At 71.1% G+C, this 20,204-nt stretch carries 18 protein-coding genes and 2 tRNA genes; 14 read left to right on the forward strand and 6 right to left on the reverse strand.

What is annotated here, in order from left to right; translation table 11 throughout:
• Window positions 1-20: 20 nt before the first annotated feature.
• From ABID77_RS04355 to ABID77_RS04375, 5 genes are read left to right on the forward strand one after another with little or no spacing between them, the layout of a single operon-like run.
• Complete coding sequence (locus ABID77_RS04355) at window positions 21-992, forward strand: Bug family tripartite tricarboxylate transporter substrate binding protein (RefSeq protein ID WP_429591398.1); 972 nt, start codon at window positions 21-23, stop codon at window positions 990-992.
• 32 nt (window positions 993-1,024) lie between these two features.
• The gene (locus tag ABID77_RS04360) at window positions 1,025-2,074 is read left to right on the forward strand and encodes a hydroxyacid dehydrogenase (protein ID WP_429591401.1); all 1,050 of its coding nucleotides are present in this window, start codon (window positions 1,025-1,027) and stop codon (window positions 2,072-2,074) included.
• 37 nt (window positions 2,075-2,111) lie between these two features.
• On the forward strand, window positions 2,112-5,270 hold the full coding sequence (ydiJ, locus tag ABID77_RS04365; protein WP_429591404.1) for a D-2-hydroxyglutarate dehydrogenase YdiJ: 3,159 nt from the start codon (window positions 2,112-2,114) through the stop codon (window positions 5,268-5,270).
• A gap of 43 nt (window positions 5,271-5,313) precedes the next feature.
• Window positions 5,314-6,300: a Bug family tripartite tricarboxylate transporter substrate binding protein gene (locus ABID77_RS04370; RefSeq protein ID WP_429591407.1), complete on the forward strand. Its 987-nt coding sequence runs from the start codon at window positions 5,314-5,316 to the stop codon at window positions 6,298-6,300.
• Window positions 6,301-6,358: 58 nt separating this feature from the next.
• Window positions 6,359-7,036 carry an RraA family protein gene (locus ABID77_RS04375; RefSeq protein ID WP_429591410.1) on the forward strand — a complete coding sequence of 226 codons (678 nt, stop codon included), beginning with the start codon at window positions 6,359-6,361 and terminating at the stop codon, window positions 7,034-7,036.
• Between the two features lie 26 nt (window positions 7,037-7,062).
• Here the strand turns inward: ABID77_RS04375 and ABID77_RS04380 are convergent, their stop codons facing one another.
• On the reverse strand, window positions 7,063-7,986 hold the full coding sequence (locus tag ABID77_RS04380) for a LysR family transcriptional regulator (protein WP_429591413.1): 924 nt from the start codon (window positions 7,984-7,986) through the stop codon (window positions 7,063-7,065).
• A 120-nt stretch (window positions 7,987-8,106) separates the two neighbouring features.
• On the opposite strand from ABID77_RS04380, the gene ABID77_RS04385 reads away from it, so the two are divergent.
• The 5 genes from ABID77_RS04385 to ABID77_RS04405 all read left to right on the forward strand — a co-directional run bounded on the left by ABID77_RS04385 (window position 8,107) and on the right by ABID77_RS04405 (window position 13,061).
• Window positions 8,107-9,312 carry a pyridoxal phosphate-dependent aminotransferase gene (locus tag ABID77_RS04385; protein ID WP_429591416.1) on the forward strand — a complete coding sequence of 402 codons (1,206 nt, stop codon included), beginning with the start codon at window positions 8,107-8,109 and terminating at the stop codon, window positions 9,310-9,312.
• Between the two features lie 73 nt (window positions 9,313-9,385).
• On the forward strand, window positions 9,386-10,282 hold the full coding sequence (locus ABID77_RS04390; RefSeq protein WP_429591418.1) for an amino acid ABC transporter substrate-binding protein: 897 nt from the start codon (window positions 9,386-9,388) through the stop codon (window positions 10,280-10,282).
• A 4-nt stretch (window positions 10,283-10,286) separates the two neighbouring features.
• Window positions 10,287-10,964 (forward strand): RraA family protein, encoded by a 678-nt coding sequence (locus ABID77_RS04395; RefSeq protein WP_429591421.1) that lies wholly within the window; start codon window positions 10,287-10,289, stop codon window positions 10,962-10,964.
• 64 nt (window positions 10,965-11,028) lie between these two features.
• The gene (locus tag ABID77_RS04400; RefSeq protein ID WP_429591424.1) at window positions 11,029-12,018 is read left to right on the forward strand and encodes a Bug family tripartite tricarboxylate transporter substrate binding protein; all 990 of its coding nucleotides are present in this window, start codon (window positions 11,029-11,031) and stop codon (window positions 12,016-12,018) included.
• Window positions 12,019-12,062: 44 nt separating this feature from the next.
• Window positions 12,063-13,061 carry a Bug family tripartite tricarboxylate transporter substrate binding protein gene (locus tag ABID77_RS04405; RefSeq protein ID WP_429591427.1) on the forward strand — a complete coding sequence of 333 codons (999 nt, stop codon included), beginning with the start codon at window positions 12,063-12,065 and terminating at the stop codon, window positions 13,059-13,061.
• On the opposite strand, the gene ABID77_RS04410 is transcribed toward ABID77_RS04405, so the two are convergent.
• Window positions 13,033-13,716 carry an SOS response-associated peptidase gene (locus ABID77_RS04410; RefSeq protein ID WP_429591430.1) on the reverse strand — a complete coding sequence of 228 codons (684 nt, stop codon included), beginning with the start codon at window positions 13,714-13,716 and terminating at the stop codon, window positions 13,033-13,035. The two genes, ABID77_RS04405 and ABID77_RS04410, sit on opposite strands and share 29 nt — an antisense overlap.
• 86 nt (window positions 13,717-13,802) lie before the next feature.
• Between ABID77_RS04410 and ABID77_RS04415 the strand changes: the two genes are divergently transcribed.
• From ABID77_RS04415 to ABID77_RS04425, 3 genes are read left to right on the forward strand one after another with little or no spacing between them, the layout of a single operon-like run.
• The gene (locus tag ABID77_RS04415) at window positions 13,803-14,885 is read left to right on the forward strand and encodes a BMP family protein (RefSeq protein WP_429591433.1); all 1,083 of its coding nucleotides are present in this window, start codon (window positions 13,803-13,805) and stop codon (window positions 14,883-14,885) included.
• Window positions 14,886-14,901: 16 nt separating this feature from the next.
• On the forward strand, window positions 14,902-16,245 hold the full coding sequence (locus ABID77_RS04420; protein WP_429591436.1) for a chloride channel protein: 1,344 nt from the start codon (window positions 14,902-14,904) through the stop codon (window positions 16,243-16,245).
• Window positions 16,242-16,655, forward strand: coding sequence for a hypothetical protein (locus ABID77_RS04425; RefSeq protein ID WP_429591438.1), 414 nt, complete (start codon window positions 16,242-16,244; stop codon window positions 16,653-16,655). Before ABID77_RS04420 ends, ABID77_RS04425 begins: the two co-directional genes overlap by 4 nt.
• A 165-nt stretch (window positions 16,656-16,820) precedes the next feature.
• Here ABID77_RS04425 and ABID77_RS04430 read toward each other — a convergent pair whose 3' ends face one another.
• The 4 genes from ABID77_RS04430 to ABID77_RS04445 all read right to left on the reverse strand — a co-directional run bounded on the left by ABID77_RS04430 (window position 16,821) and on the right by ABID77_RS04445 (window position 18,172).
• Window positions 16,821-17,027 (reverse strand): hypothetical protein, encoded by a 207-nt coding sequence (locus tag ABID77_RS04430; RefSeq protein WP_429591441.1) that lies wholly within the window; start codon window positions 17,025-17,027, stop codon window positions 16,821-16,823.
• A gap of 331 nt (window positions 17,028-17,358) precedes the next feature.
• Window positions 17,359-17,742 (reverse strand): hypothetical protein, encoded by a 384-nt coding sequence (locus ABID77_RS04435; RefSeq protein WP_429591444.1) that lies wholly within the window; start codon window positions 17,740-17,742, stop codon window positions 17,359-17,361.
• 185 nt (window positions 17,743-17,927) lie between these two features.
• A tRNA-Arg gene (locus tag ABID77_RS04440) sits at window positions 17,928-18,004 on the reverse strand.
• A gap of 91 nt (window positions 18,005-18,095) precedes the next feature.
• Window positions 18,096-18,172 (reverse strand) — tRNA-Pro (locus tag ABID77_RS04445).
• A gap of 99 nt (window positions 18,173-18,271) precedes the next feature.
• On the opposite strand from ABID77_RS04445, the gene ABID77_RS04450 reads away from it, so the two are divergent.
• Window positions 18,272-20,188: a PhoX family protein gene (locus tag ABID77_RS04450; RefSeq protein WP_429591447.1), complete on the forward strand. Its 1,917-nt coding sequence runs from the start codon at window positions 18,272-18,274 to the stop codon at window positions 20,186-20,188.
• Window positions 20,189-20,204: the final 16 nt, after the last annotated feature.

Below are 20,204 nucleotides of genomic sequence, written 5' to 3' on the forward strand. Positions count from 1 at the left end.
TCCAAAGACAGGAGACACGCATGACATCGATGACGATCAAGGTGGTCGCGACAGCCGCGCTGGCGCTCGGCATGGCGCACGCGGCCCGGGCCGCGTGGCCCGACGACAAGCCCATCGAGGTGGTGGTCGGCTTCGCGCCGGGCGGCGGCACCGACCTGATGGCGCGCAAGCTGCTGCCCTTCGTGCAGAAGCGGCTCGGGCCGGGCGCGCAGTTCGTGGTGGTCAACAAGCCCGGCGCCGCCGGCGAGATCGCCAATGCCTACGTGAAGAACGCCAGGCCCGACGGCTACACCCTGCTGGTCGTCAACGTGCCCGGCTTCCTGTACGTGCCGATGATCAAGAAGGCGCAGTACGAGCCGCAGGACTTCACCCTGGTCTCCCGGGTGGTGGACGACCCGACGGTGATGGTGACGCGCACCGACCATGCCGTGCCGACCCTGCCCGCCGTCGTCGCGGCATTGCGCCGGAAGGCCGGCTCGCTGTCCTTCGGCCACAACGGCGTCGGCACCAACGGCGACCTCGCCCTGCAGCTGCTGGCGAAGGAAGCCGGGGTCGAGCTCAACGCCATTCCCTACAAGGGCACCGCCGCGCAGAAGACGGACGTCATGGGCGGCCACCTCGACTTCGGCATCGTGAGCGCCGGCGAGGTGCCGGAACTCCACGGCAAGGGCACCGGGGCGATGAAGGTCGTGGCGCAGTTCGGCGCCCGGCGCTCGCCGGCCCTGCCCGACGTGCCCACCGCGACCGAGGCCGGCACGCCCGTCGTCATGACCTCGGAGCGGGGCTTCGCCGTCCACCGGGGCGTGCCGGCGCCGATCGTCGGGCGGCTCGACGCCGCCATCGCCGAGAGCGTGCGCGACCCCGAATTCGTCGCCAACGCCTCGGCCGACGCGCCGGTGCTCGCCTACCTGAGCGGACCGCAGTGGCAGCAGTCCCTGGCGCAGAACCGCAAAGCGCTGATGGAGCTGGCCAGGACGCTGCCCAGGCAATGACCCTTTCGAACCCCGCAACCGAGAACACCCCCATGAATGCCTCCGCACCCTGGCGCGTCGCGCGCTTCGACCAATGGATCGACCCGGTCTTCGACCAGCGCCTGGCGCGGGAATCGGACGTCCGGCTGGACATCGCGCCGCTGCGCGCCGACGACGACCGCGCCTGGCGCATCCTGGAGCGCGCGCACATCTACCAGATCAGCGCCGCCAAGGACGAGCTCCCACGCCACTGGTACGCCGGCCCCGATCTGCTCGCGCGCTGCCCGGAACTGATCTGCGTGTCGTCCACCGGCGCCGGCTTCGACACCGTCGATGTCGATGCCTGCACGCGCGCCGGCATCGCGGTCGTCAGCCAGATCGGCGCCAACGCCCCCGCCGTGGCGGAGATGGCCGTCGGCCTGATGCTGGCGGTCTCGCGCCGCATCGTCGAGTCGGATCGCAAGCTGCGCACGCGGACCGGCTTCTCGCGCGAGTCGGTCATGGGCCACGACATCAGCGGCAAGACGCTGGGCATCGTCGGCATCGGCCATTCCGGCACCCGGCTCGCGAAGTTGGCCGCGGGCTTCGACATGCGCGTGCTGGCGGTCGACCCGTTCCTGACGCCCGAGGAGATCCGCGCGCGCGGCGCCGAGCCGGTCGACCTCGACACGCTGGTCCGCATCGCCGACGTGGTGTCGCTGAACTGCCCGCGCGACCGGGACACGCTGAACCTGTTCGACGCGGCGCGCTTCGCGGCCATGAAGCCCGGCGCGATCTTCGTCACCACGGCGCGCGGCGGCGTGCATGACGAGACGGCGCTCGCCGATGCCCTGCGCACCGGCCACCTGGCCGGCGCCGGCCTGGACGTGTGGCAGCAGGAACCGCCGCCGCTGGACCACCCGCTGCTGGCGCTGGACAACGTCGTGGCGACCTTCCACACGGCGGGCGTCTCGCACGAGGGCCGCCACAACGTCGCGTCGATGGCGGCCGAGCAGGTCGTCGAAATGCTGCGCGGCGAGAAGCCGCCCCGGCTCGTGAACCCCGAGGTGTGGGAGCGCTTCGTGCAGCGCCGCGACGCCTTGGCAGCGACGGTCGCGGCCTGACGGGCGCACCCGCCCCGCCCGCGAACCCTCCACGTCCATGATCCCCCGCCTGCAGTCCCGGGACGGCCCGGCCTCCCTCTACGTGGAATTCCTCTCGGAGCTGCGCCTGCGCGGCTTCGAGGGCGACATCAGCCAGCGGCAGGCCGACCGCGTCGTCTTCGCCACCGACAACTCGATCTACCAGGTGCCGCCCCAGGCGGTGGTGTTCCCGCGCCACGAGGCCGACGTCGTGCGCGTGGCCAAACTGAGCAGCGAGGAGCGCTTCCGCTCGATCACCTTCACCCCGCGCGGCGGCGGCACCGGCACCAACGGCCAGTCGCTGACCGACGGCATCGCGGTGGACCTGTCGCGCCACATGAACGCGATCCTGGAGGTCGACGCCGAGGAAGGCTGGGCGCGCGTGCAGGCCGGCGTGGTCAAGGACCAGCTCAACGCGGCGGTGCTCAAGCACGGGTTGTTTTTCGCGCCGGAGCTCTCGCCCTCCAACCGGGCCACCATCGGCGGGATGATCGCCACCGACGCCAGCGGGCAGGGCTCGATCCTCTACGGCAAGACGCGCGACCACGTGCTCGAACTCGGGACCGTGCTGCTCGACGGCACGCCCTGGCACGCGAAGCCGCTGGCCCCGGCGGCGTTCGACGCCGTCAAGGGCCGGCAGGATCGCGTCGGCTTCATCCACCGGCTGCTCGAGCGCATCCGCGTCGACGACGCCGGGCTGATCGCCGAGCGCTTCCCCCAGCTCAACCGCTGCGTCACCGGCTACGACCTGGTGCACCTGTGCGACCACCGCGGCGACTTCGATCTCAGTTCCGTGCTGTGCGGCGCCGAGGGCAGCCTGGCCTTCGTCACCGAGGCCAAGATCCGGCTGACGCCGATCCCGCACTGCACGGCGGTGCTCAACATCCGCTACGACAGCTTCGACGCCGCATTGCGCGACGCCGGCGCGCTGATGCGGCTGGAGGCGGCGTCGAGCGAGACCATCGACGCCAGGGTGCTGGGCCTGGCGCGCCAGGACCCGATCTGGCTGGCCGTGAAGGACTACTTCCCGGACGACCCGCAGGGCCCGGCCCAGGGCGTCAACATCGTCGAGTTCCTGGCCGACGACGAGGCCGCGCTGGCCGTCAAGCTCGCACGCGTCGAGGCGGCGCTGAACGACGGCGCGGCCGGTGGCTCGGGCCGGCGCGGCCACACCGTCGCCCGGGGCGAGGCCGCCACCACGGCGATCTGGTCGATGCGCAAGAAGTCCGTCGGCCTGCTGGGCAACATGCAGGGCGAGCGCCGCCCGATGCCCTTCGTCGAGGACACGGTCGTGCCGCCCGAGCGGCTGGCCGACTACATCGCCGAGTTCCGCGCCCTGCTCGACCGCAGGGGCCTGGTCTACGGCATGTTCGGCCACGTCGACGCCGGCTGCCTGCACGTGCGCCCGGCGCTGGACATGAAGGACCCCGCCCAGGAAGCGCTGGTGCGCGAGATCTCCGACGAGGTCTTCGCGCTCACGCGCAAGTACCAGGGCGTGCTCTGGGGCGAGCACGGCAAGGGCTTCCGCTCCGAGTACGCGCCGGAATTCTTCGGCCCGCTCTATGCGCGCATGCAGGAGATCAAGGCCGCCTTCGATCCGCACAACCAGCTCAACCCCGGCAAGATCGCCGCGCCGCCGGGCCACGCGCTCACCCGCATCGACGGCGCGCCGACCCGGGGCCAGGCGGACCGCCGCATCCCGATCGAGGTGCGCCGCGCCAACGAGGACTCGCTGCACTGCAACGGCAACGCGGCCTGCTTCAACCACGACCCCGACGACGCGATGTGCCCGTCGTGGAAGGCCACGCGCGAGCGCCGGCATTCGCCCAAGGGCCGGGCCTCGCTGATGCGCGAGTGGCTGCGGCTGCTGGCCGAGCAGGAGGTCGATCCGTCAAGCGAGGCCGCGCGCCTGCGCCGGCAGGGCGCGCTCGGGCGCTGGACGGCCCTGCCCGGCCGCGCCTTCCATACCTGGAGCGCGTGGCGCGGCGCGGGCCGGCCGGGCGCCACGGTCGACTTCTCGCTGGAGGTCAAGGAAGCGATGGACGGCTGCCTGGCCTGCAAGTCGTGCGTGGGCCAGTGCCCGATCAAGGTCGACGTGCCGGCCTTCCGCGCGCGCTTCCTGGAGGTCCACCACGGCCGCTACCTGCGGCCGGTGAAGGACACCCTGGTGGCCTCGCTGGAGCGCTGGCTGCCCGCCGCCGCGAAGCTGCCGCGCCTCGTGAACGGCCTCACGCACAGCGCCGTCGGCCGGGAGGCATCGCGGGCGCTGGGGCTGGTCTCGCTGCCCGCGCTGAGCGGCATCGACCTGTGCGAAGCACTGTCGAGCCGGGGTGTGCGGACGGCATCGCCCGAGGCACTGCGCTCGCTCTCGGTGCAGGACCGCGCCCGCAGCGTCGTCGTCGTGCAGGACGCCTTCACGTCCCACTGCGACACCGCCGTGGTCGTGGACTGGTGCGACCTGCTCATCGCGCTCGGCTTCACCCCGTGGCTGGCGCCGTTCAGGCCCAATGGCAAGCCGCAGCATGTGCTGGGCCTGCTCGGCCGGTTCCAGCGCACCGCGACGGCCAACGCCCGCATGCTCGGCGCGCTGGCCGCGACGGGCGTCGACCTGGTGGGCGTGGACCCGTCGATGACGCTCGCCTACCGCGCCGAGTACGTCAAGGCGCTGGGCGCGGAGCGGGTGCCGGCCGTGCTGCTGCCGCAGGAATGGCTGATCGAGCGGCTCGACGAGCTGCCGAGGCTGGAAGCGAATGCGTCGAACCCCTGGCACCTGCTGCCGCACTGCACCGAGCGGACCAACGCCCCCGCCGCGACCGCCGACTGGCGGCGGGTCGCCGAGCGCCTGGGCATCGCCCTGCGGATCGTGCCCAGCGGCTGCTGCGGCATGGCCGGCCTCTACGGCCACGAGCGCGACCACCGCGCGACCTCGGAGGCGATCTACGGACTGAGCTGGCGCTCGATCGTCGCCGAACCCCGCCACGCGGGCCGGCTGGTCGCCACGGGCTATTCGTGCCGCTGCCAGACCGCCCTCGTGGACGGCGTCGACCTGCCGCACCCGATCCAGGTGCTGCTGGCGCGCATCAGGGCGGCGCGGGCCGTTCCGGCCGACGCACCGCCTCTGCAGCCGTCGGCGCCGTCGGCGCCGACGCTGGCACCCGAGCATCACGACCAGGCCTGACGGCCGGGTCGGCCATCCGTTCCATCCTCCGGAGACAACCACCATGCGAACCCTCACCCGAATTCCCGCCGTCGCCACGGCCGCCGCCCTGGCCCTGGCCGCGCTGGGCACCGCGCCCGCGCAGGCCCAGGCGTACCCCGAGCGCCCCGTCCGGATCGTCGTGCCCTTCCCCGCCGGCGGCGGCACCGACGCCCTGACCCGTCAGATCGCGACCGCGCTGACGGCCAAGCTGAAATGGGTCGTCACGGTCGACAACAAGCCCGGCGCCGGCGGCAACCTGGCGCTCGACAACGTCGCCAAGGCCAGGCCCGACGGCTATACCCTGGTCATGGCACAGACCGACAACATCGTCCTCAACCCGCTGCTCTACGCGAAGCTGAGCTACGACCCCGTCAAGGACCTGGAACCCGTCACCTCGATCGCCAGCGGCGCCGTCGTGCTGGTGGTGCGCTCGGATTCGCCCTACAAGACCCTGGGTGACGTCGTCGCCGCGGCCAAGGCAAAGCCTGGCGTGCTGACCGTCGCCACGCCCGGCACCGGCACCATCGCGCACCTGGTCAACCAGCTGTGGCAGAACGCCTCGGGCGTGAAGTTCACGCACGTGCCCTACCGCGGCATGGCGCAGGCCGTGCCCGACCTGATCGGCGGCCAGGTCGACATGTACATGGGTTCGATCCCCACCCTGCTCAGCCAGATCGAGGGCGGCAAGGTGCGCCCGATCGGCGTCACCATGGCCAAACGCTCGCCGGTGCTGCCCAACGTCCCGACCTTCGCCGAGGCGGGCATCAAGGGCGTCGAGCTCGCCAGCGTCTGGGGACTGATGGCGCCGGCGGGTACGCCCAAGGCCATCGTCGATCGCTGGAACACCGAGGTGAACGCGCTGCTCAAACAGCCCGACGTGCGCGACAAGATCGTCGCGACCGGCGCCGAGCTGCTGGGCGGCACGCCCAAGGCCTTGGGCGAGCTCAATGCCGCCGACCGCGCGCGCCTGGCGCCGGTGGTGCGCGAAGCGGGCATCCAGCTCGACTGAGCGGGTCGCCCGCACTCGACGTCCCATCCATTCCGCATCCCCAATCCGAACCCGAACCATGCACAACGGACTCCGCATCCTCCGGCGCCGCCGCGCCGTCCCCCTCGACCTCGCCCGCCAGTTCCTGGAGGTGCCCGTGGCCAACGTCAGCGACTGCATGGCCCGCATGACCGCCGGCGGCGCGCGCCTGCGCCCCATGCATTCGGGCGGCCGCATGGCCGGCCCGGCGCTGACCGTCAAGAGCCGCCCCGGCGACAACCTCATGCTGCACAAGGCCCTGCAGCTGGCGAAGCCCGGCGACGTCATCGTCGTGGACGCCGGGGGCGACCTCACCAACGCCATCACCGGCGAGATCATGGTGGGCGACGCCATCCATCAAGGCCTCGGCGGCTTCGTCATCGACGGCGCCATCCGCGACGCCGGCTTCATCCGCGCCAACGCCTTCCCCGTCTACGCCGCCGGCGTCACCCACCGCGGCCCCTACAAGGACGGCCCCGGCGAGATCAACGTGCCCATCGCCATCGACGGCATGGTGATCGAGCCCGGCGACCTAGTCATCGGCGACGAGGACGGCTTCCTGTGCGTGCCCTTCGACGACGTCGAGCGCCTGCTCGCCGCCGCCCACCGGAAGCAGGAGGCCGAGACCGTGATGGTCGCGGGCATCGCGGACGGAACCTACGACCGCTCCTGGGTCGACGCCACCCTGAAGCGGCTGGGCTGCCACGTCGAGGAATGACCCGCCGCGCGGATTCCAGATGAAACCTACCGCCCGCCCGCCAGCGTGTGGCTCAGCCCCTGGAACATGGCCGAGAAGTCGCAGCACTCCTGCGCCAGCATGACGATCGAGGCGACCAGCGCGCTGCGGTGGTCGCCCTTGTGCAGGGCGACGTAGGCGATGGGCGGCAGCGCCGGGGCGACGTCGATCACCGTCAGCAGGCCGGCGGCGACGAGGGGCGACAGGCAGCGGTGCGGCAGGTAGCTCACGCCGATGCCCGAGACCACCAGCCCCAGCATCGCCACCAGGTTGCTCACCACGATGGCGTCGGCCGGCTCGGCGCCGCGCTCCTTCATCCAGGCGTCGTAGACGCGGCCCGTGCCCGACTGCGGACCCTGCACCAGCATCCGGTGCCGCGCGACCTCGTGCAGGCGCAGGGTGCGGCCAGTCTCCACCAGGCCGGGCTTGCACAGCCACGCGTGCTCGACCTCGCCCACGCGCGTGCTGGCGATGCGCGTGTCGGCGAAGGCGTCGGGCACGACGACGAGGTCGAGCTCGTCGGCCAATACCTTGTCGCGCAGCAGCGGGCTGCTGTCGACCATCGGCTCGATCACGACCTTCGGGTAGAGCCGCTGGACGGTCTCGATGAGCCGCGGCAGCCAGGTCATGGCGGTGAGTTCGGTGATGCCGATGCGCAGGCGCCGCTCGATCACGTCCGGACGGCTGAACTGCTCCACGGCGGCGTCGCGTTGCGCGAGCAGCCTGCCGGCGAGCACGAACATCTCCTCGCCCTTCTCCGTCAGCCGGGCGGCGCGCTGGGTGCGGTCGAACAGCGGCGTGTCGAACAGTTCCTCCAGCTCGTGCACCCGCTTGGAGACCGCCGACTGCGTGGTGTGCAGCTTGTGGGCGGCCGGCGAGAAGCCGCCGAGCTGCACGATCCAGTAGAGGGCCTCGAGTTGCTTGAAGGTCATCGTATCGATTTCAGGAATGCGATTCGCGGAGAAAAAATCGCTTTTTGAAATTCTAGGCGGCTCCCAGAATCCGCCTCCATGCCCCGTCGCGTCGACGGGGAACGCCATGGACATCCTCTCGTGAGCACCCTGCTTTCCTCCCGCATCGGCCAGGTCAGGCCCTCCCCCAGCATCGCCGCCAAGGCGCGCGTCGACGCCCTGCGCGCCACCGGCCGCGAGATCATCGACTTCACGCTGGGCGAGCCCGATTTCCCGACGCCCGCGCACATCGTCCAGGGCGGCATCGACGCCGTGCTGGCGGGGCAGACCAAGTACACCGGCTCGGCCGGCACGCCGGCCCTGCGCCAGGCCATCGCGCGCAAGTTCGAGCGCGAGAACGGCCTGCCGTTCAAGGACGACGAGATCGTCGTCGGCCCCGGCGCCAAGACGCTGATCTTCAACGCCTTCGCCGCCACGCTGGACGAGGGCGACGAGGTGGTGATCCCGGCGCCCTACTGGGTCTCGTATCCCGACATGGTGCGACTCAACGGCGGCGTGCCGGTGATCGCGCCGTCGGACGCGGCCGGCGGCTTCAAGCTCACGCCCCGGGCGCTGGAAGCCGCCATCACGCCGCGCACGCGCTGGCTGGTGCTCAACACGCCCAACAACCCGAGCGGCGCGGTGTATTCGCGCCCGGAACTCGAAGGCCTCGCCGCCGTGCTGCGCCGGCATCCCCGGGTCTGGGTGATGACCGACGAGATCTACGAACATTTCGCCTATGGCGGGGCGCGTCACCTGTCGCCGCTGAACGTGGCGGCCGACCTGGCGCCGCGCACGCTGGTGGTCAACGGCGTCTCCAAGGCCTACGCGATGACCGGCTGGCGCATCGGCTACGCGGCCGGGCCGGCGGCGCTGACGAAGGCGCTGACATTGCTGGCCTCGCAGACCACCACCTGCGCCAGTGCCATGAGCCAGGCCGCGGCGGTGGTCGCGCTCGACGGTCCGCAGGCCTGCGTGGCCGAGGCGCGCACCTTGTTCGAGGGCCGCCGCGACCGCATGGTGACGCTGCTCGACGCCATTCCCGGCATCGACTGCGCGGCGCCGGACGGCGCCTTCTACGTCTTCCCCAGCGTGGCCGGGCTGCTGGGCCGGACGACGCCCGCGGGCACGGTCCTTGCCAGCGATCTGGACGTGATGCGCCACCTGCTCGACGCGGCCGGCGTCGCCGTCATCGACGGTGGCTCCTACGGCCTGCCGGCGCACCTGCGCCTGTCCTTCGCGACCTCGATCGAGCAGATCGAGGCGGGCTGCGCGGCCATCCGCGAAGCCGTGGCGCGGCTGGGCTGAGCCGGGTCCCGCATCCGGCGCGCCGTCCGTTCCCCTTCCCTTCCTTTCATCCATCTCTGCGAAAGCCCACCCCATGACCTCCCGCCGTTCCCTCGCCATCGGCCTCGCCGTCGCGCTCGCCTGCGGCGCCGCCGCCGCCCAGAACACCGACACCCTGGCCAAGATCAAGGCCAGCGGCGTCGTCACGATCGGCGCGCGCGACAGCCAGGTGCCGTTCTCGTACAAGCCCGTGGGCGGCGGCGACCCGGTCGGCTTCACCAACGACATCTGCCTGCGGATCATCGAGGCCGTGAAGGCGAAGCTCGCGCTGCCGGCCCTGGAGGTGCGCTACACCATCCTGACCTCGACCAACCGCATCCCGCTCCTGACCAACGGCACCGTGGACCTGGACTGCGCCACCACCACCAACACCGTGCAGCGCCAGGAGCAGGTGGCCTTCGCGCCCAGCCACTTCGTGACCAGCATCACCGCGGCGGTGAGGAAGGATTCGGGCATCAACACCTTCGCCGACCTCAAGGGCAGGACGGTCTCGACCGTGGCCGGCAGCACCGGCCTGCAGCTGTTGCGCACCTACCGCAAGACCGAGAACATGGAGGTCGAGAGCCTCGCGGCCAAGGACACGTCCGACGGCTTCCTGCTGCTGAGCACCGGCCGCGCCGCCGCCTACATCCTCGACGACGTGCAGCTCGCCGGCCTGATCGCCACCTCGCCCAAGCCGGGCGACTACAAGATCCTGACCGGCGAGTCGCTGCGCCAGGAGCCCTACGGGATCATGTACCGCAAGGAGGACCCGCAGTTCAAGGCGATCGTCGACGGCACCGTCACGCAGCTGATGACGTCCGGCGCCATCGAGCCGCTCTACCGCAAGTGGTTCATGTCGCCGATCCCGCCGACCAACGCCAACCTCAACTTCCCGATGACGGAGGCCGTCAAGGAGGCCTACCGCAACCCCAACAACAAAGGCGTTTAACACCATGCACAACGGACTCCGCATCCTCAAGCGCCGCCGCGCCGTCTCCCTCGACCTCGCTCGCCAGTTCCTCGACGTGCCCGTGGCCAACGTCAGCGACTGCATGGCCCGCATGACCGCCGGCGGCGCCCGCCTGCGTCCCATGCATTCGGGCGGCCGCATGGCCGGCCCGGCGCTGACCGTCAAGAGCCGCCCCGGCGACAACCTCATGCTGCACAAGGCCCTGCAGCTGGCGAAGCCCGGCGACGTCATCGTCGTGGACGCCGGGGGCGACCTCACCAACGCCATCACCGGCGAGATCATGGTGGGCGACGCCATCCATCAAGGCCTCGGCGGCTTCGTCATCGACGGCGCCATCCGCGACGCGGGCTTCATCCGCGCCAACGCCTTCCCCGTCTACGCCGCCGGCGTCACCCACCGCGGCCCCTACAAGGACGGCCCCGGCGAGATCAACGTGCCCATCGCCATCGACGGCATGGTGATCGAGCCCGGCGACCTGGTCATCGGCGACGAGGACGGCTTCCTGTGCGTGCCCTTCGACGACGTCGAGCGCCTGCTCGCGGCCGCCCACCGGAAGCAGGAGGCCGAGACCGTGATGGTCGCGGGCATCAAGGACGGCAGCTACGACCGCTCCTGGGTCGACGCCACCCTGAAGCGGCTGGGTTGCCACGTCGAGGAATGACCCGGCCGATCGCGGCGCACCGGACCGCACGACCCTTCAACAACCACAACGGAGACGACATCCCATGACCCCTCGCACACACCGCTCCTTCACGGCCGCCAAGACGCTCTTCGCGATCGCGGCGCTGGCCACCGGCACCGCGTTCGCGCAACCCGCCTACCCCACGGCGACGCCCGTCACGATGATCGTCGGCTGGCCGGCCGGCGGACCTTCCGACAACGTCGCCCGGCTGATCGCCAACCCGCTGGGCCGCGCGCTCGGGCAAAGCGTCGTGATCGACAACCGCGCCGGCGCCGGCGGCAACATCGGCACCGACATCGCCGCCAAGGCCAGGCCCGACGGCTACACGATCATGCTGGCGACCGCCACCTCGCACGGCCTGAACTCGGCGCTCTACGCCAAGCTCAATCACGACCCCGTCAAGGACTTCGCGCCGGTCGGCATGATCGCGAGTTCGCCGAGCGTGCTGCTGGTGCCCGCCGGCTCGCCCTTCAAGACCGTCGCCGACGTCCTGGCGCAGGCCAGGGCGAATCCCGGCAAGCTCAACTACGCCTCGGCCGGCGTCGGCTCCAGCCAGCACCTGGCCGGCGCGCGCTTCGTCAAGCTGGCGAACGTCGACATCCCGCACATTCCCTACAAGGGCACCGCCCCGGCCATGACCGACGTGATGGCCGGCCGGGTCGACATGGTCCTGACGACGGGCGCCGTGTCCTTCGTGCGCTCGGGCAAGGTGCGCGCGCTGGCGGTGGCGTCGAAGGAGCGCCTGCCCGCCCTGCCCGACGTGCCGACCTTCGACGAGGCCGGCCTGAAGGGCTTCCACACCGACGCGTGGTACGGCCTGGTCGCCCCGGCCGGAACGCCGCCGCCGGTGCTGGAGAAGCTCAACGCGGCGCTGGCGCAGGCGCTGCAGCAGCCCGAGGTGAGGACGCAGCTGGCGGAACTGGGCGCCCTGGGCGCCAGGCCGATGTCGACGGGTCAGTTCTGGACCTTCGTGAAGCAGCAGATGCCCGAGGCCGCCGAGATGGTCCGCGCCTCCGGCGCCAAGGTCGAGTGACGCGGCCCGCGCACCGACACGTCCCCCGATCCCGGAGACATCCCATGCCCATGATCACCAGAAGAACCCTGGCGAACCGCATCGCGCTCGCCGCCCTCGCCCTCGCTGCATCGGCCATCGTCGCGCCGGCCGCCCTGGCCCAGGCCCAGGCCTATCCGCAGAAGACCGTGCGCCTGATCGTGCCGTGGCCCGCCGGCGGCGCCACCGACGCCGTCGGCCGCGCGCTGGCCGAGGCCCTGCGCGTGCAGCTCGGCCAGAGCGTGGTGGTGGACAACATCGCCGGCGCCGGCGGCAACATCGGCACGCAGCAGTTCGTGCGCCAGCCGGCGGACGGCCACACCCTGCTGCTGGCCACCAGCTCGACCAACTCGGCCAACCCGTACCTCTACAGGAAAACCGGCTTCGATCCGATCAAGGACTTCACGCCCGTGGCCTCACTGGCCGTCATCCCCAGCGTGATGATCGTGGCGGCCGGGTCGCCGTACAAGGCGCCGATGGACGTCGTCAAGGCCGCCAGGGCGGCGCCGGGCAAGCTGTCCTACGGCTCCGGCGGCGTCGGCAACTCGGCGCACCTGGCGGGCGAGCTCTTCAAGTCCGTCGCCGGCATCGACGTCATCCACGTGCCCTACAAGGGCAGCGCGCCGGCGCTCACCGACGTCATGGCCGGCCAGCTCGACTACATGCTCGACACCGGCGCCTACGGCCAGCTCAAGGGCGGCAAGGTGCGCGCCATCGCCGTCGCCTCGCCCCGGCGTCATCCGCTGCTGCCGGCCGTGCCGACCTTCGAGGAGCTGGGCTTCAAGGGCATGACGATGAACGCCTGGTACGGCCTGGCGGCGCCGGCGAACACGCCGCCGGCCGTCGTCCAGCGGCTCAACGCGGCCGTGCAGGCGGCCTTCTCGTCCGGCGACCTGAGCCAGCGCCTCGCCGACATCGGCGCCGAGGTGCGGCCGGGCGACGCGGCGAGCTTCGCCGCCTTCTGGAAATCGGAACTCGACCGCTATGCCGGTCTGGTCAAGCTGACGGGTGCGACGCTGGACTGACCGGGCCGGCGTCGAACACCTCGACGGGCGCCGGCTTCAGCAGGGCCTGCGCCTGCGCCGGGGTGCCCGCCAGCCACTCGTCGAAGTCCGCCGGGTCCAGCGGGATGACGGAGCGCTTGTCCGGATGGTCGGCCGGCGCCTTCGGGTCGGGCTTATGCATGCGCCGCATCAGCGGGTGGTCGTCGGCGTTGACGGTGAGCATGGTGTAGCTCTCGTGCACCTCGCCGGTGGCCTTGTCGGTCCAGGTGTTCCAGAGGCCCGCCAGGCCCCAGGGGGCGCCGTCGGCGCGGCGGAAGCGCCACCAGACGTTCTTGCCGGTTTCCCAGTTGGGCTCGTCGAAGGTCGACGCCGGAATGATGCAGCGCTGGCCGCGCTTCCACGGCTCCTTGTAGCTGGCCTTCTGCGCCAGTTCCTCGGAGCGGGCGTTGTTGGTCGGGAATCGGAGCTTGGGTTCCTTCGCGAACCAGGGGATCAGGCCCCACTGCCCCACCACCAGTTCGCGCTCGTAGCCGGCGGCGTCGCGCGCGCGGCGGATGAACGGCCCGGGCGAGCGCGGGAAGACGCCGCGCGGCCATGGCACCGGATCACCGTGGCGGACGACGTGCCAGTAGTCCTGCACGGCGAGTTCGTCGGGGGCTTCGTAGCGATTGCACATGCGACCATTCTGGACCGACGGGCCGGACCAGGACACAGTCGTTCATCATCGCCCCTGTCGTCATCGACCCGTCACCGTCCGAACGCATGACCCACCTCCTCCACCCCACCATCGCTTCGATCGACCCATCGCTCGAATCCCCCCGGCGTCGCCGCTTCGCCCTCGCCGCCGCGGGCCTGTGCGCGGCACCCTTCCTGGGCGCCTGCGCGGCGTCCGGCAAACGGGCCGGTGCGCCGCCGCCTGTCCCGGCATCGCGCGTGGCGGCCCTGTTCGCCGGCCGCATCGACGACCGCGGCTTCATGGAAGCCGGCTGGCGCGGGCTCGAACGGGCGCGCGCCGAGTTCGGCGTCTCCGCGACGCACGTGGCCGACGTCGAGCCCCGGCGGGACCTGCTGGCGGCCGCGCTGGCGGAACTGGCCTCCGGCGGCCCCGACCTCGTCGTCGCCCACGGCGGCCAGAACAACGAAGCCTGCGCCGACGTCGCCGCGAGCTTTCCGCGCGTGCGCTTCGTCGTCACGCAGGGCGCCGTGGCCGCCGCCAACCTGGCCAGCTACGACGTGCTGCAGGAGGAGTCGGCCTACCTGGCCGGCGTGCTGGCGGCCCTGAGCACCCGCACCGGCGTCATCGGCCACATGTCGGGCATCCGCGTCAGGCCGGGCCTCAAGGGCCGCGCCGCCTACGCGGCCGGCGCCCGGGCCGCGAACCCATCGGTGCGGCTGCTGACCAACTTCTCGGGCAATCAGGACGACGACGCGCTGTCGCGCCGGATCGCCCTGGCGCAGATCGACGCCGGCGCCGACGTCATCTTCACCATGCTCAACGCCGGACGCGGCGGCGCCATCGAGGCCTGCCGGGAGCGCGGCGCGCGCCAGATCGGCAACGTCGTCGACTGGACGAAGACCGACCCGGCCGTCTTCATCGGCTCGGCGACGGCGGACGTGGGCATGGGCGTCTACGAAGCGGTCAAGGACCTGCGCGCGGGCACCTTCCCGTCCGGACAGATCCATCGGATCGGCCTGTCGGTGCCCGGCGCGGTCGGCCTCGCCCTGGCGCCGGACGTGCCGCCGCGCACGCGCGAGCGGATCGCCGCCGTCACGGCCGACATCGCGGCGGGCCGCATCGTGGTGCCGGAGGCCTACGACGGGGCGGAGTTCGCGACGCCGCGATGAAACTTCGGAGGCATCGATGAACCACGAACCCGACTTCCTCGAGAACCTGCGCGCCGAGCTGTCGAGCTGGCGCCTCTGGATCGACCGGGCCGTGGTGCTGGGCTACGCGGTGGCCGCCGGTCTCTTCGTGGTCGGCTTCACGATCGCGGCGGAACGGGCCTTCGGCCTGTTCGAGCGCCTGCACCACGCGGCGCCCTGGGCCGTGCTGCTGTGGACGCCCGCCCTGACGGCTGGCATCGTCTGGGTGACCCGCCGCTGGTTTCCCGGCGCGGCCGGCTCCGGCATCCCGCAGATCAAGGCCGCGCTCGACCCGGCCGTGCCGCCGGAACGGCAGGACCACTTCGCATCGCTCAGGCTGACCGTGGCCAAGATCGGCCTCGGCGTGGCCGGCTTCGCGGCGGGACTGTCGATCGGCCGCGAGGGCCCGTCGGTGCAGGTGGCCGCCGGCGTCATGCAGCACGCGCGGCGCTGGCTGTCCCCGGGCAGCACGCTCAGCACGCGCGCCCTCCTGATCGCCGGCGGCGCGGCCGGCATCGCCGCCGCCTTCAACGCGCCGCTGGCGGGCGTGGTGTTCGCCATCGAGGAGCTGTCGGGCCGGATGGAGGCGCGCGCGAGCGGCGTGATCATCACGGCCATCGTGCTGGCGGGCCTCGTGGCCGTCTCGGCCTTCGGCAACCTGAGCTACTTCGGCATCATCAGGGTGCCCGCGCTCGGCTGGGACCTGCTGGGTCCGGGATTGCTGGTGGCGCTCGCCAGCGGCATCGCGGGCGGGCTGTTCGCGCGGCTGATGATCGCGTCGCTGACGGGTTCGCCGCAGCGCCTGAACCGGTGGCGCGCGCGCTGGCCGGTGCGGTTCGCCGCCGTCGGCGGCCTGCTGATCGCGGTGATCGGGCTGGCGACGGGCGGCGTCACCTTCGGCGCCGGCTCGGAGGCCGTCAAGCGCATGCTCGCCGGCCACGACGAACTCACGCCGCTCTTCACGCTGCTGAAGTTCGTCGCCACCTGGCTCACCGCCTGGTGCGGCGTGCCTGGCGGCATCTTCGCGCCGTCGCTGTCGATCGGCGCCGGCATCGGCGAGGGCATCGCCCAGCTGGCCGGTCCCGCGCTCGGACCGGCCCTGATCGCCATGGGCATGGCGGCCTTCCTGGCCGCGGTGACGCAGGCGCCGCTGACGGCCTTCATCATCGTGATGGAGATGGTCGACGGGCATTCGATGGTGCTGAGCCTGATGGCCAGTGCGATGCTGGCGAGCCTGGTGTCGCGGATGATCAGCCGGCCGCTCTACGAGACGCTGGCCGAGCACATGGTGGCGGGCGCGACCGCCAGTGCCGCCACCACCGTCCGCACGGAGAAACCATGACCGCCATCGAGCGCATGAACGACCGGTTCGTCAAACTGCACCTCGGCATCGGAAAGTTCTCGGTCACGCTGCACCATTTCACCGGCCCCGACGTCGGCGACCCGCACGACCACCCCTACCCGTTCACCACCACGATCCTGGCCGGCGGCTATGTCGAGGAGGTGTGGCGGCGCGGCAAGGACGGCTGGTCGTCGCGGCTCGTGCACCGCGAAGTCGGCTCCTCGCACCGCGTCGGCGCCGGCAGCATCCACCGCATCGTCGAACTGCCGCAGGGTGAATGCGTCACGTCGGTGGTCTGGCATGTCGAAGGCGTGAGGCGCCGCGAGCCCCGCTTCTATCGGCTGCGACGCGGGGTGATGCAGTCGCGGCGATGGGACGAGCCCCGGTTCAGGAAGTTGCCACCGAAGTGAGATCCGGCATCGATCGCCGCCCCCGTTGACGAAAAAAGCCCCGACCGTTGCCGGCCGGGGCGCAATCAGCCGCAAGGAAGCGGCCGAGGAGACATCGGATGCCTGGAGCCCGAACCCTGGGTCGGAAATCCTGGAAACGATACGTCCGCAGGCTCGAAACCGACCCTACTTGGACGTCGGCGTCGTGGAGGGCGGTGCCTGGGGAGAAAGCGACGAACGGCCCAGCTCCTGGGGCTTCGAGTCCTCGGGACTGAAGAAAACGGCGTAGGTCAGCGCCGCCAGGAACATCAGGACCACCAGGATCAGGCTCCCGAGAAGGACGTTCTTGTTGACGCGCAATGCCCCTCGCTGCGCCGGTGCGTTCTCATTCATGGTCATTCCCTGTGTGGTCGATGACCGACGCTAGGCAGGTAAACCCTAGGTGGGCGTGGGACATGACGCTGCGGGGACGTGGCGAAATGGTTGGCTGATCCGGCACGTGTGAGGCGACCCAGACGGCTCGAGCGCCGTGCGCATCGCCTGAGAATTCGGTCCTGCGACTCCGCTCGCAACCGGCACCGATACCGGCGCGGCCGGATGGGCACAAGCGAGTCCGCAGTGAGTCATCGTGCCGCCCGTGGCTGCGCGAGGCGGCATGCGCATCCACGGATCGAACGTAAGCCCCGACGAGCGCTTCCGAACCGGCAGCGCTGGCCGTGGCGGGTCACTGCTCGCTGTACCGGACGGTCTCGGTAGGTGTGACCTGCACCACGATCGTCGAGCCGTCGAGGCGGGTCGGCTTGCATTCCTCGACACCGCGATCGGTCGAACAGATCTTGCCGTCCTCCACACGCCACGGCTTGCTGATGTTGTTGCTGAATCCGCGTTGTTGCACGTTGATGATGACGTAGCCGTTCGACTTGTATTCGATCCTCCAGAGCGTTCCGTTCGTTCCGGTCGTCGTGAACGTCTTCCCCGTCAATCGGGCGGTCAAATCGCTGGCCGAGGGGCTCGGAAGTTTCTCGAATTCGGCGATCGATTGAGCCACGGCGGTACATGGAATCCATGCAAGTGCAGCCAGACAGAGCGCATTTCCGCGGAATGACATGATGGGGCTCCTGATCGATCGACGCCACGACGACGCGAGCGTTCGGAATCGCAGGATTTTTTTATCACGGCCGAATTCGATTCGAGCGTCCCTTCCCAGGTCGGCTTCATCTCTTTTAAGGATCGGAACCCGAGCCGTGGGCAGCCGTCGGAGGTGTGGCGACTCAACGTCGTCGGAAATCGATGTGGCCTGTCCGGAGGGGATCGAACCCCCGACATTCGGCTTAGAAGGCCGATGCTCTATCCAACTGAGCTACGGACAGAATCAAAGAAACCGAGAAGAGACGGAAGCCGGGGCTTCCGGTCGGCAGGACCGGGTGCGGTGGTCCGTGACGAAGAAGGAAAAAAGAAACTTGGTCGGGGCGAAAGGATTCGAACCTTCGACCCTCTGGTCCCAAACCAGATGCGCTACCAGGCTGCGCTACACCCCGACAAGCCCTCGATTCTAACCCGTCGCTAGACTCGTTTCCTTTTGCGCGCCCGGCGCGGCACGAAAAATCGTGCCGCGCCGGTCTCGACGGTCATTCCCCATGCCTTCCACCATCGATCGACGCTTCTTCCTCCTCCAGTCCGGCGCCGCTGCCCTCGTCTCGCTGATGGGCACGGGCTGCGCGTCGTCGGCCGACGTCGCGGGAGGTGCCGGTGCCGCGACCGGCGGCCCGGGCGTCCCGTCGATGGGCTTCGGCCACGTCGCGGCCACATTGCACGACGGCATCACGCTGCCGCCGGAATACGGCTTCGAGATCCTGTATCCCTGGGGGACGCCCACCGGCATCGCCGGCGCGATGCCCGCCTTCGCGCCGGACCGCGGCAACACGGCGGCCGACCAGGCCGTGCAGGCGGGCATGCACCACGACGGCATGCACTTCTTCCCGCTCGACGCCGACGCCACCGGCACCACCGGCGAGATCCGGCGCGGCCTGCTGGTGATGAACCACGAGTACACCGACGAGGACCTGCTCCACGCTGACGGCGCCAGGCCGGCCAGCGCCGAGAAGGTCGCCAAGTCGCTGCACGCGATGGGCGTGTCGGTCATCGAGATCGAGCGCACCGCCGAAGGCTGGCGGCAGGTGCTGCCCTCGGCCTACGCGCGCCGCATCCACGGCCGCACGCCGATGCGCATGGCCGGCCCGGCCGCCGGCACGCCGCTGCTGCGCACGGTGGCCGACCCCGCCGGCACGCGCGCGCTGGGCACCTTCGCCAACTGCGCGATGGGCGTCACGCCATGGGGCACCTACCTGACCTGCGAGGAGAACTTCCACGGCTACTTCGGCGGGCCGAAGGACGCCGCCGCCGCCGCCACGCCGGCCCAGCGGCGCTACGGCACGGTGCCGGGGGCGCAGTGGGTCGAGTATTGGCGCTTCGATGAGCGCTTCGACCTGTCGAAGGACCCGAACGAAGCGAACCGCTTCGGCTGGGTGGTCGAGATCGATCCCTTCGACCCGGCTTCCACCCCCGTCAAGCGCACCGCGCTCGGCCGCAAGCGCCAGGAGAGCGCCACCTGCGCGCCGACGGCGGACGGGCGCGTGGCCGTCTACATGGGCGACGACTCGGCTTTCGAGTACGTCTACAAGTTCGTCAGCCGCGAGAAGGTGCGCCCCGGCCGGGACGCCGCCGCGCGCGCGGCCAACCGCCGGCTGCTCGACGAGGGCACGCTCTACGCCGCGCGCTACGACGCGAACGGTCGCGGCGAATGGCTGGAACTGACGCACGGCCGTCCCGGGCTCGACGCCGCCGCCGGCTTCGCCGACCAGGCCCAGGTGCTGGTGCAGGCGCGTCTCGCCGCCGACGCGGTGGGCGCCACGAAGATGGACCGGCCGGAATGGATCGCCGTGCATCCGCGCACCGGCGAGGTCTACGTCACGCTGACCAACAACATCCTGCGCGGCGACCCCGGCCGGCCCGGCGCCGACGCCGCCAACCCGCGCGCGCCCAACCTCTTCGGCGGCATCCTGCGCTGGCGCGAGGACGGCGGCGACGCCGGCGCCACGACCTTCGCCTGGGACCATTTCGTGCGCGCGGGCGATCCGGCCTTCGCCGGCACCGGGGCGCGATACCCGACGCCGGACGCCGACGTGTTCGGCGCGCCCGACGGCCTGCACTTCGACAGCGCCGGCCTGCTCTGGATCCAGACCGACATGGGCGGCTCGGCGATCGGCAAGGACGCGCTGGCGGCCATCGGCAACAACCAGCTGCTGTGCGCCGATCCGGCGAGCGGGCGCATCCGGCGCTTCATGGTCGGGCCGACCGGCTGCGAGGTGACGGGCTGCGTGCTGACGCCCGACCGGCGCACGCTGTTCGTGAACATCCAGCATCCGGGCGAGCGCCGCGACCGGGCCGGCACGGTCAGCAGCGCCTGGCCGGAGGACGCCGCCCCGGGCAACGCGCCGCCGCGTTCGGCGACCGTGGTGGTGCGCCGCCGGGACGGCGGCATCGTGGGGACCTGAGGCCGGGCGCACCGGA

The sequence above is a fragment of the Variovorax sp. PvP013 genome (assembly GCF_050435945.1).
Taxonomy (GTDB): domain Bacteria; phylum Pseudomonadota; class Gammaproteobacteria; order Burkholderiales; family Burkholderiaceae_C; genus Variovorax.

Coding starts and splice junctions, on each gene's coding strand:
- ABID77_RS04375 (WP_429591410.1), top strand. CDS start 6,359: ATGCACAACGGACTCCGCATCCTCCGGCGCCGCCGCGCCGTCCCCCTC.
- ABID77_RS04425 (WP_429591438.1), top strand. CDS start 16,242: ATGACCGCCATCGAGCGCATGAACGACCGGTTCGTCAAACTGCACCTC.
- ABID77_RS04420 (WP_429591436.1), top strand. CDS start 14,902: ATGAACCACGAACCCGACTTCCTCGAGAACCTGCGCGCCGAGCTGTCG.
- ABID77_RS04390 (WP_429591418.1), top strand. CDS start 9,386: ATGACCTCCCGCCGTTCCCTCGCCATCGGCCTCGCCGTCGCGCTCGCC.
- ydiJ (WP_429591404.1), top strand. CDS start 2,112: ATGATCCCCCGCCTGCAGTCCCGGGACGGCCCGGCCTCCCTCTACGTG.
- ABID77_RS04430 (WP_429591441.1), bottom strand. CDS start 17,027: ATGAATGAGAACGCACCGGCGCAGCGAGGGGCATTGCGCGTCAACAAG.
- ABID77_RS04415 (WP_429591433.1), top strand. CDS start 13,803: ATGACCCACCTCCTCCACCCCACCATCGCTTCGATCGACCCATCGCTC.
- ABID77_RS04400 (WP_429591424.1), top strand. CDS start 11,029: ATGACCCCTCGCACACACCGCTCCTTCACGGCCGCCAAGACGCTCTTC.
- ABID77_RS04450 (WP_429591447.1), top strand. CDS start 18,272: ATGCCTTCCACCATCGATCGACGCTTCTTCCTCCTCCAGTCCGGCGCC.
- ABID77_RS04435 (WP_429591444.1), bottom strand. CDS start 17,742: ATGTCATTCCGCGGAAATGCGCTCTGTCTGGCTGCACTTGCATGGATT.
- ABID77_RS04380 (WP_429591413.1), bottom strand. CDS start 7,986: ATGACCTTCAAGCAACTCGAGGCCCTCTACTGGATCGTGCAGCTCGGC.
- ABID77_RS04360 (WP_429591401.1), top strand. CDS start 1,025: ATGAATGCCTCCGCACCCTGGCGCGTCGCGCGCTTCGACCAATGGATC.
- ABID77_RS04395 (WP_429591421.1), top strand. CDS start 10,287: ATGCACAACGGACTCCGCATCCTCAAGCGCCGCCGCGCCGTCTCCCTC.
- ABID77_RS04405 (WP_429591427.1), top strand. CDS start 12,063: ATGCCCATGATCACCAGAAGAACCCTGGCGAACCGCATCGCGCTCGCC.
- ABID77_RS04355 (WP_429591398.1), top strand. CDS start 21: ATGACATCGATGACGATCAAGGTGGTCGCGACAGCCGCGCTGGCGCTC.
- ABID77_RS04410 (WP_429591430.1), bottom strand. CDS start 13,716: ATGTGCAATCGCTACGAAGCCCCCGACGAACTCGCCGTGCAGGACTAC.
- ABID77_RS04370 (WP_429591407.1), top strand. CDS start 5,314: ATGCGAACCCTCACCCGAATTCCCGCCGTCGCCACGGCCGCCGCCCTG.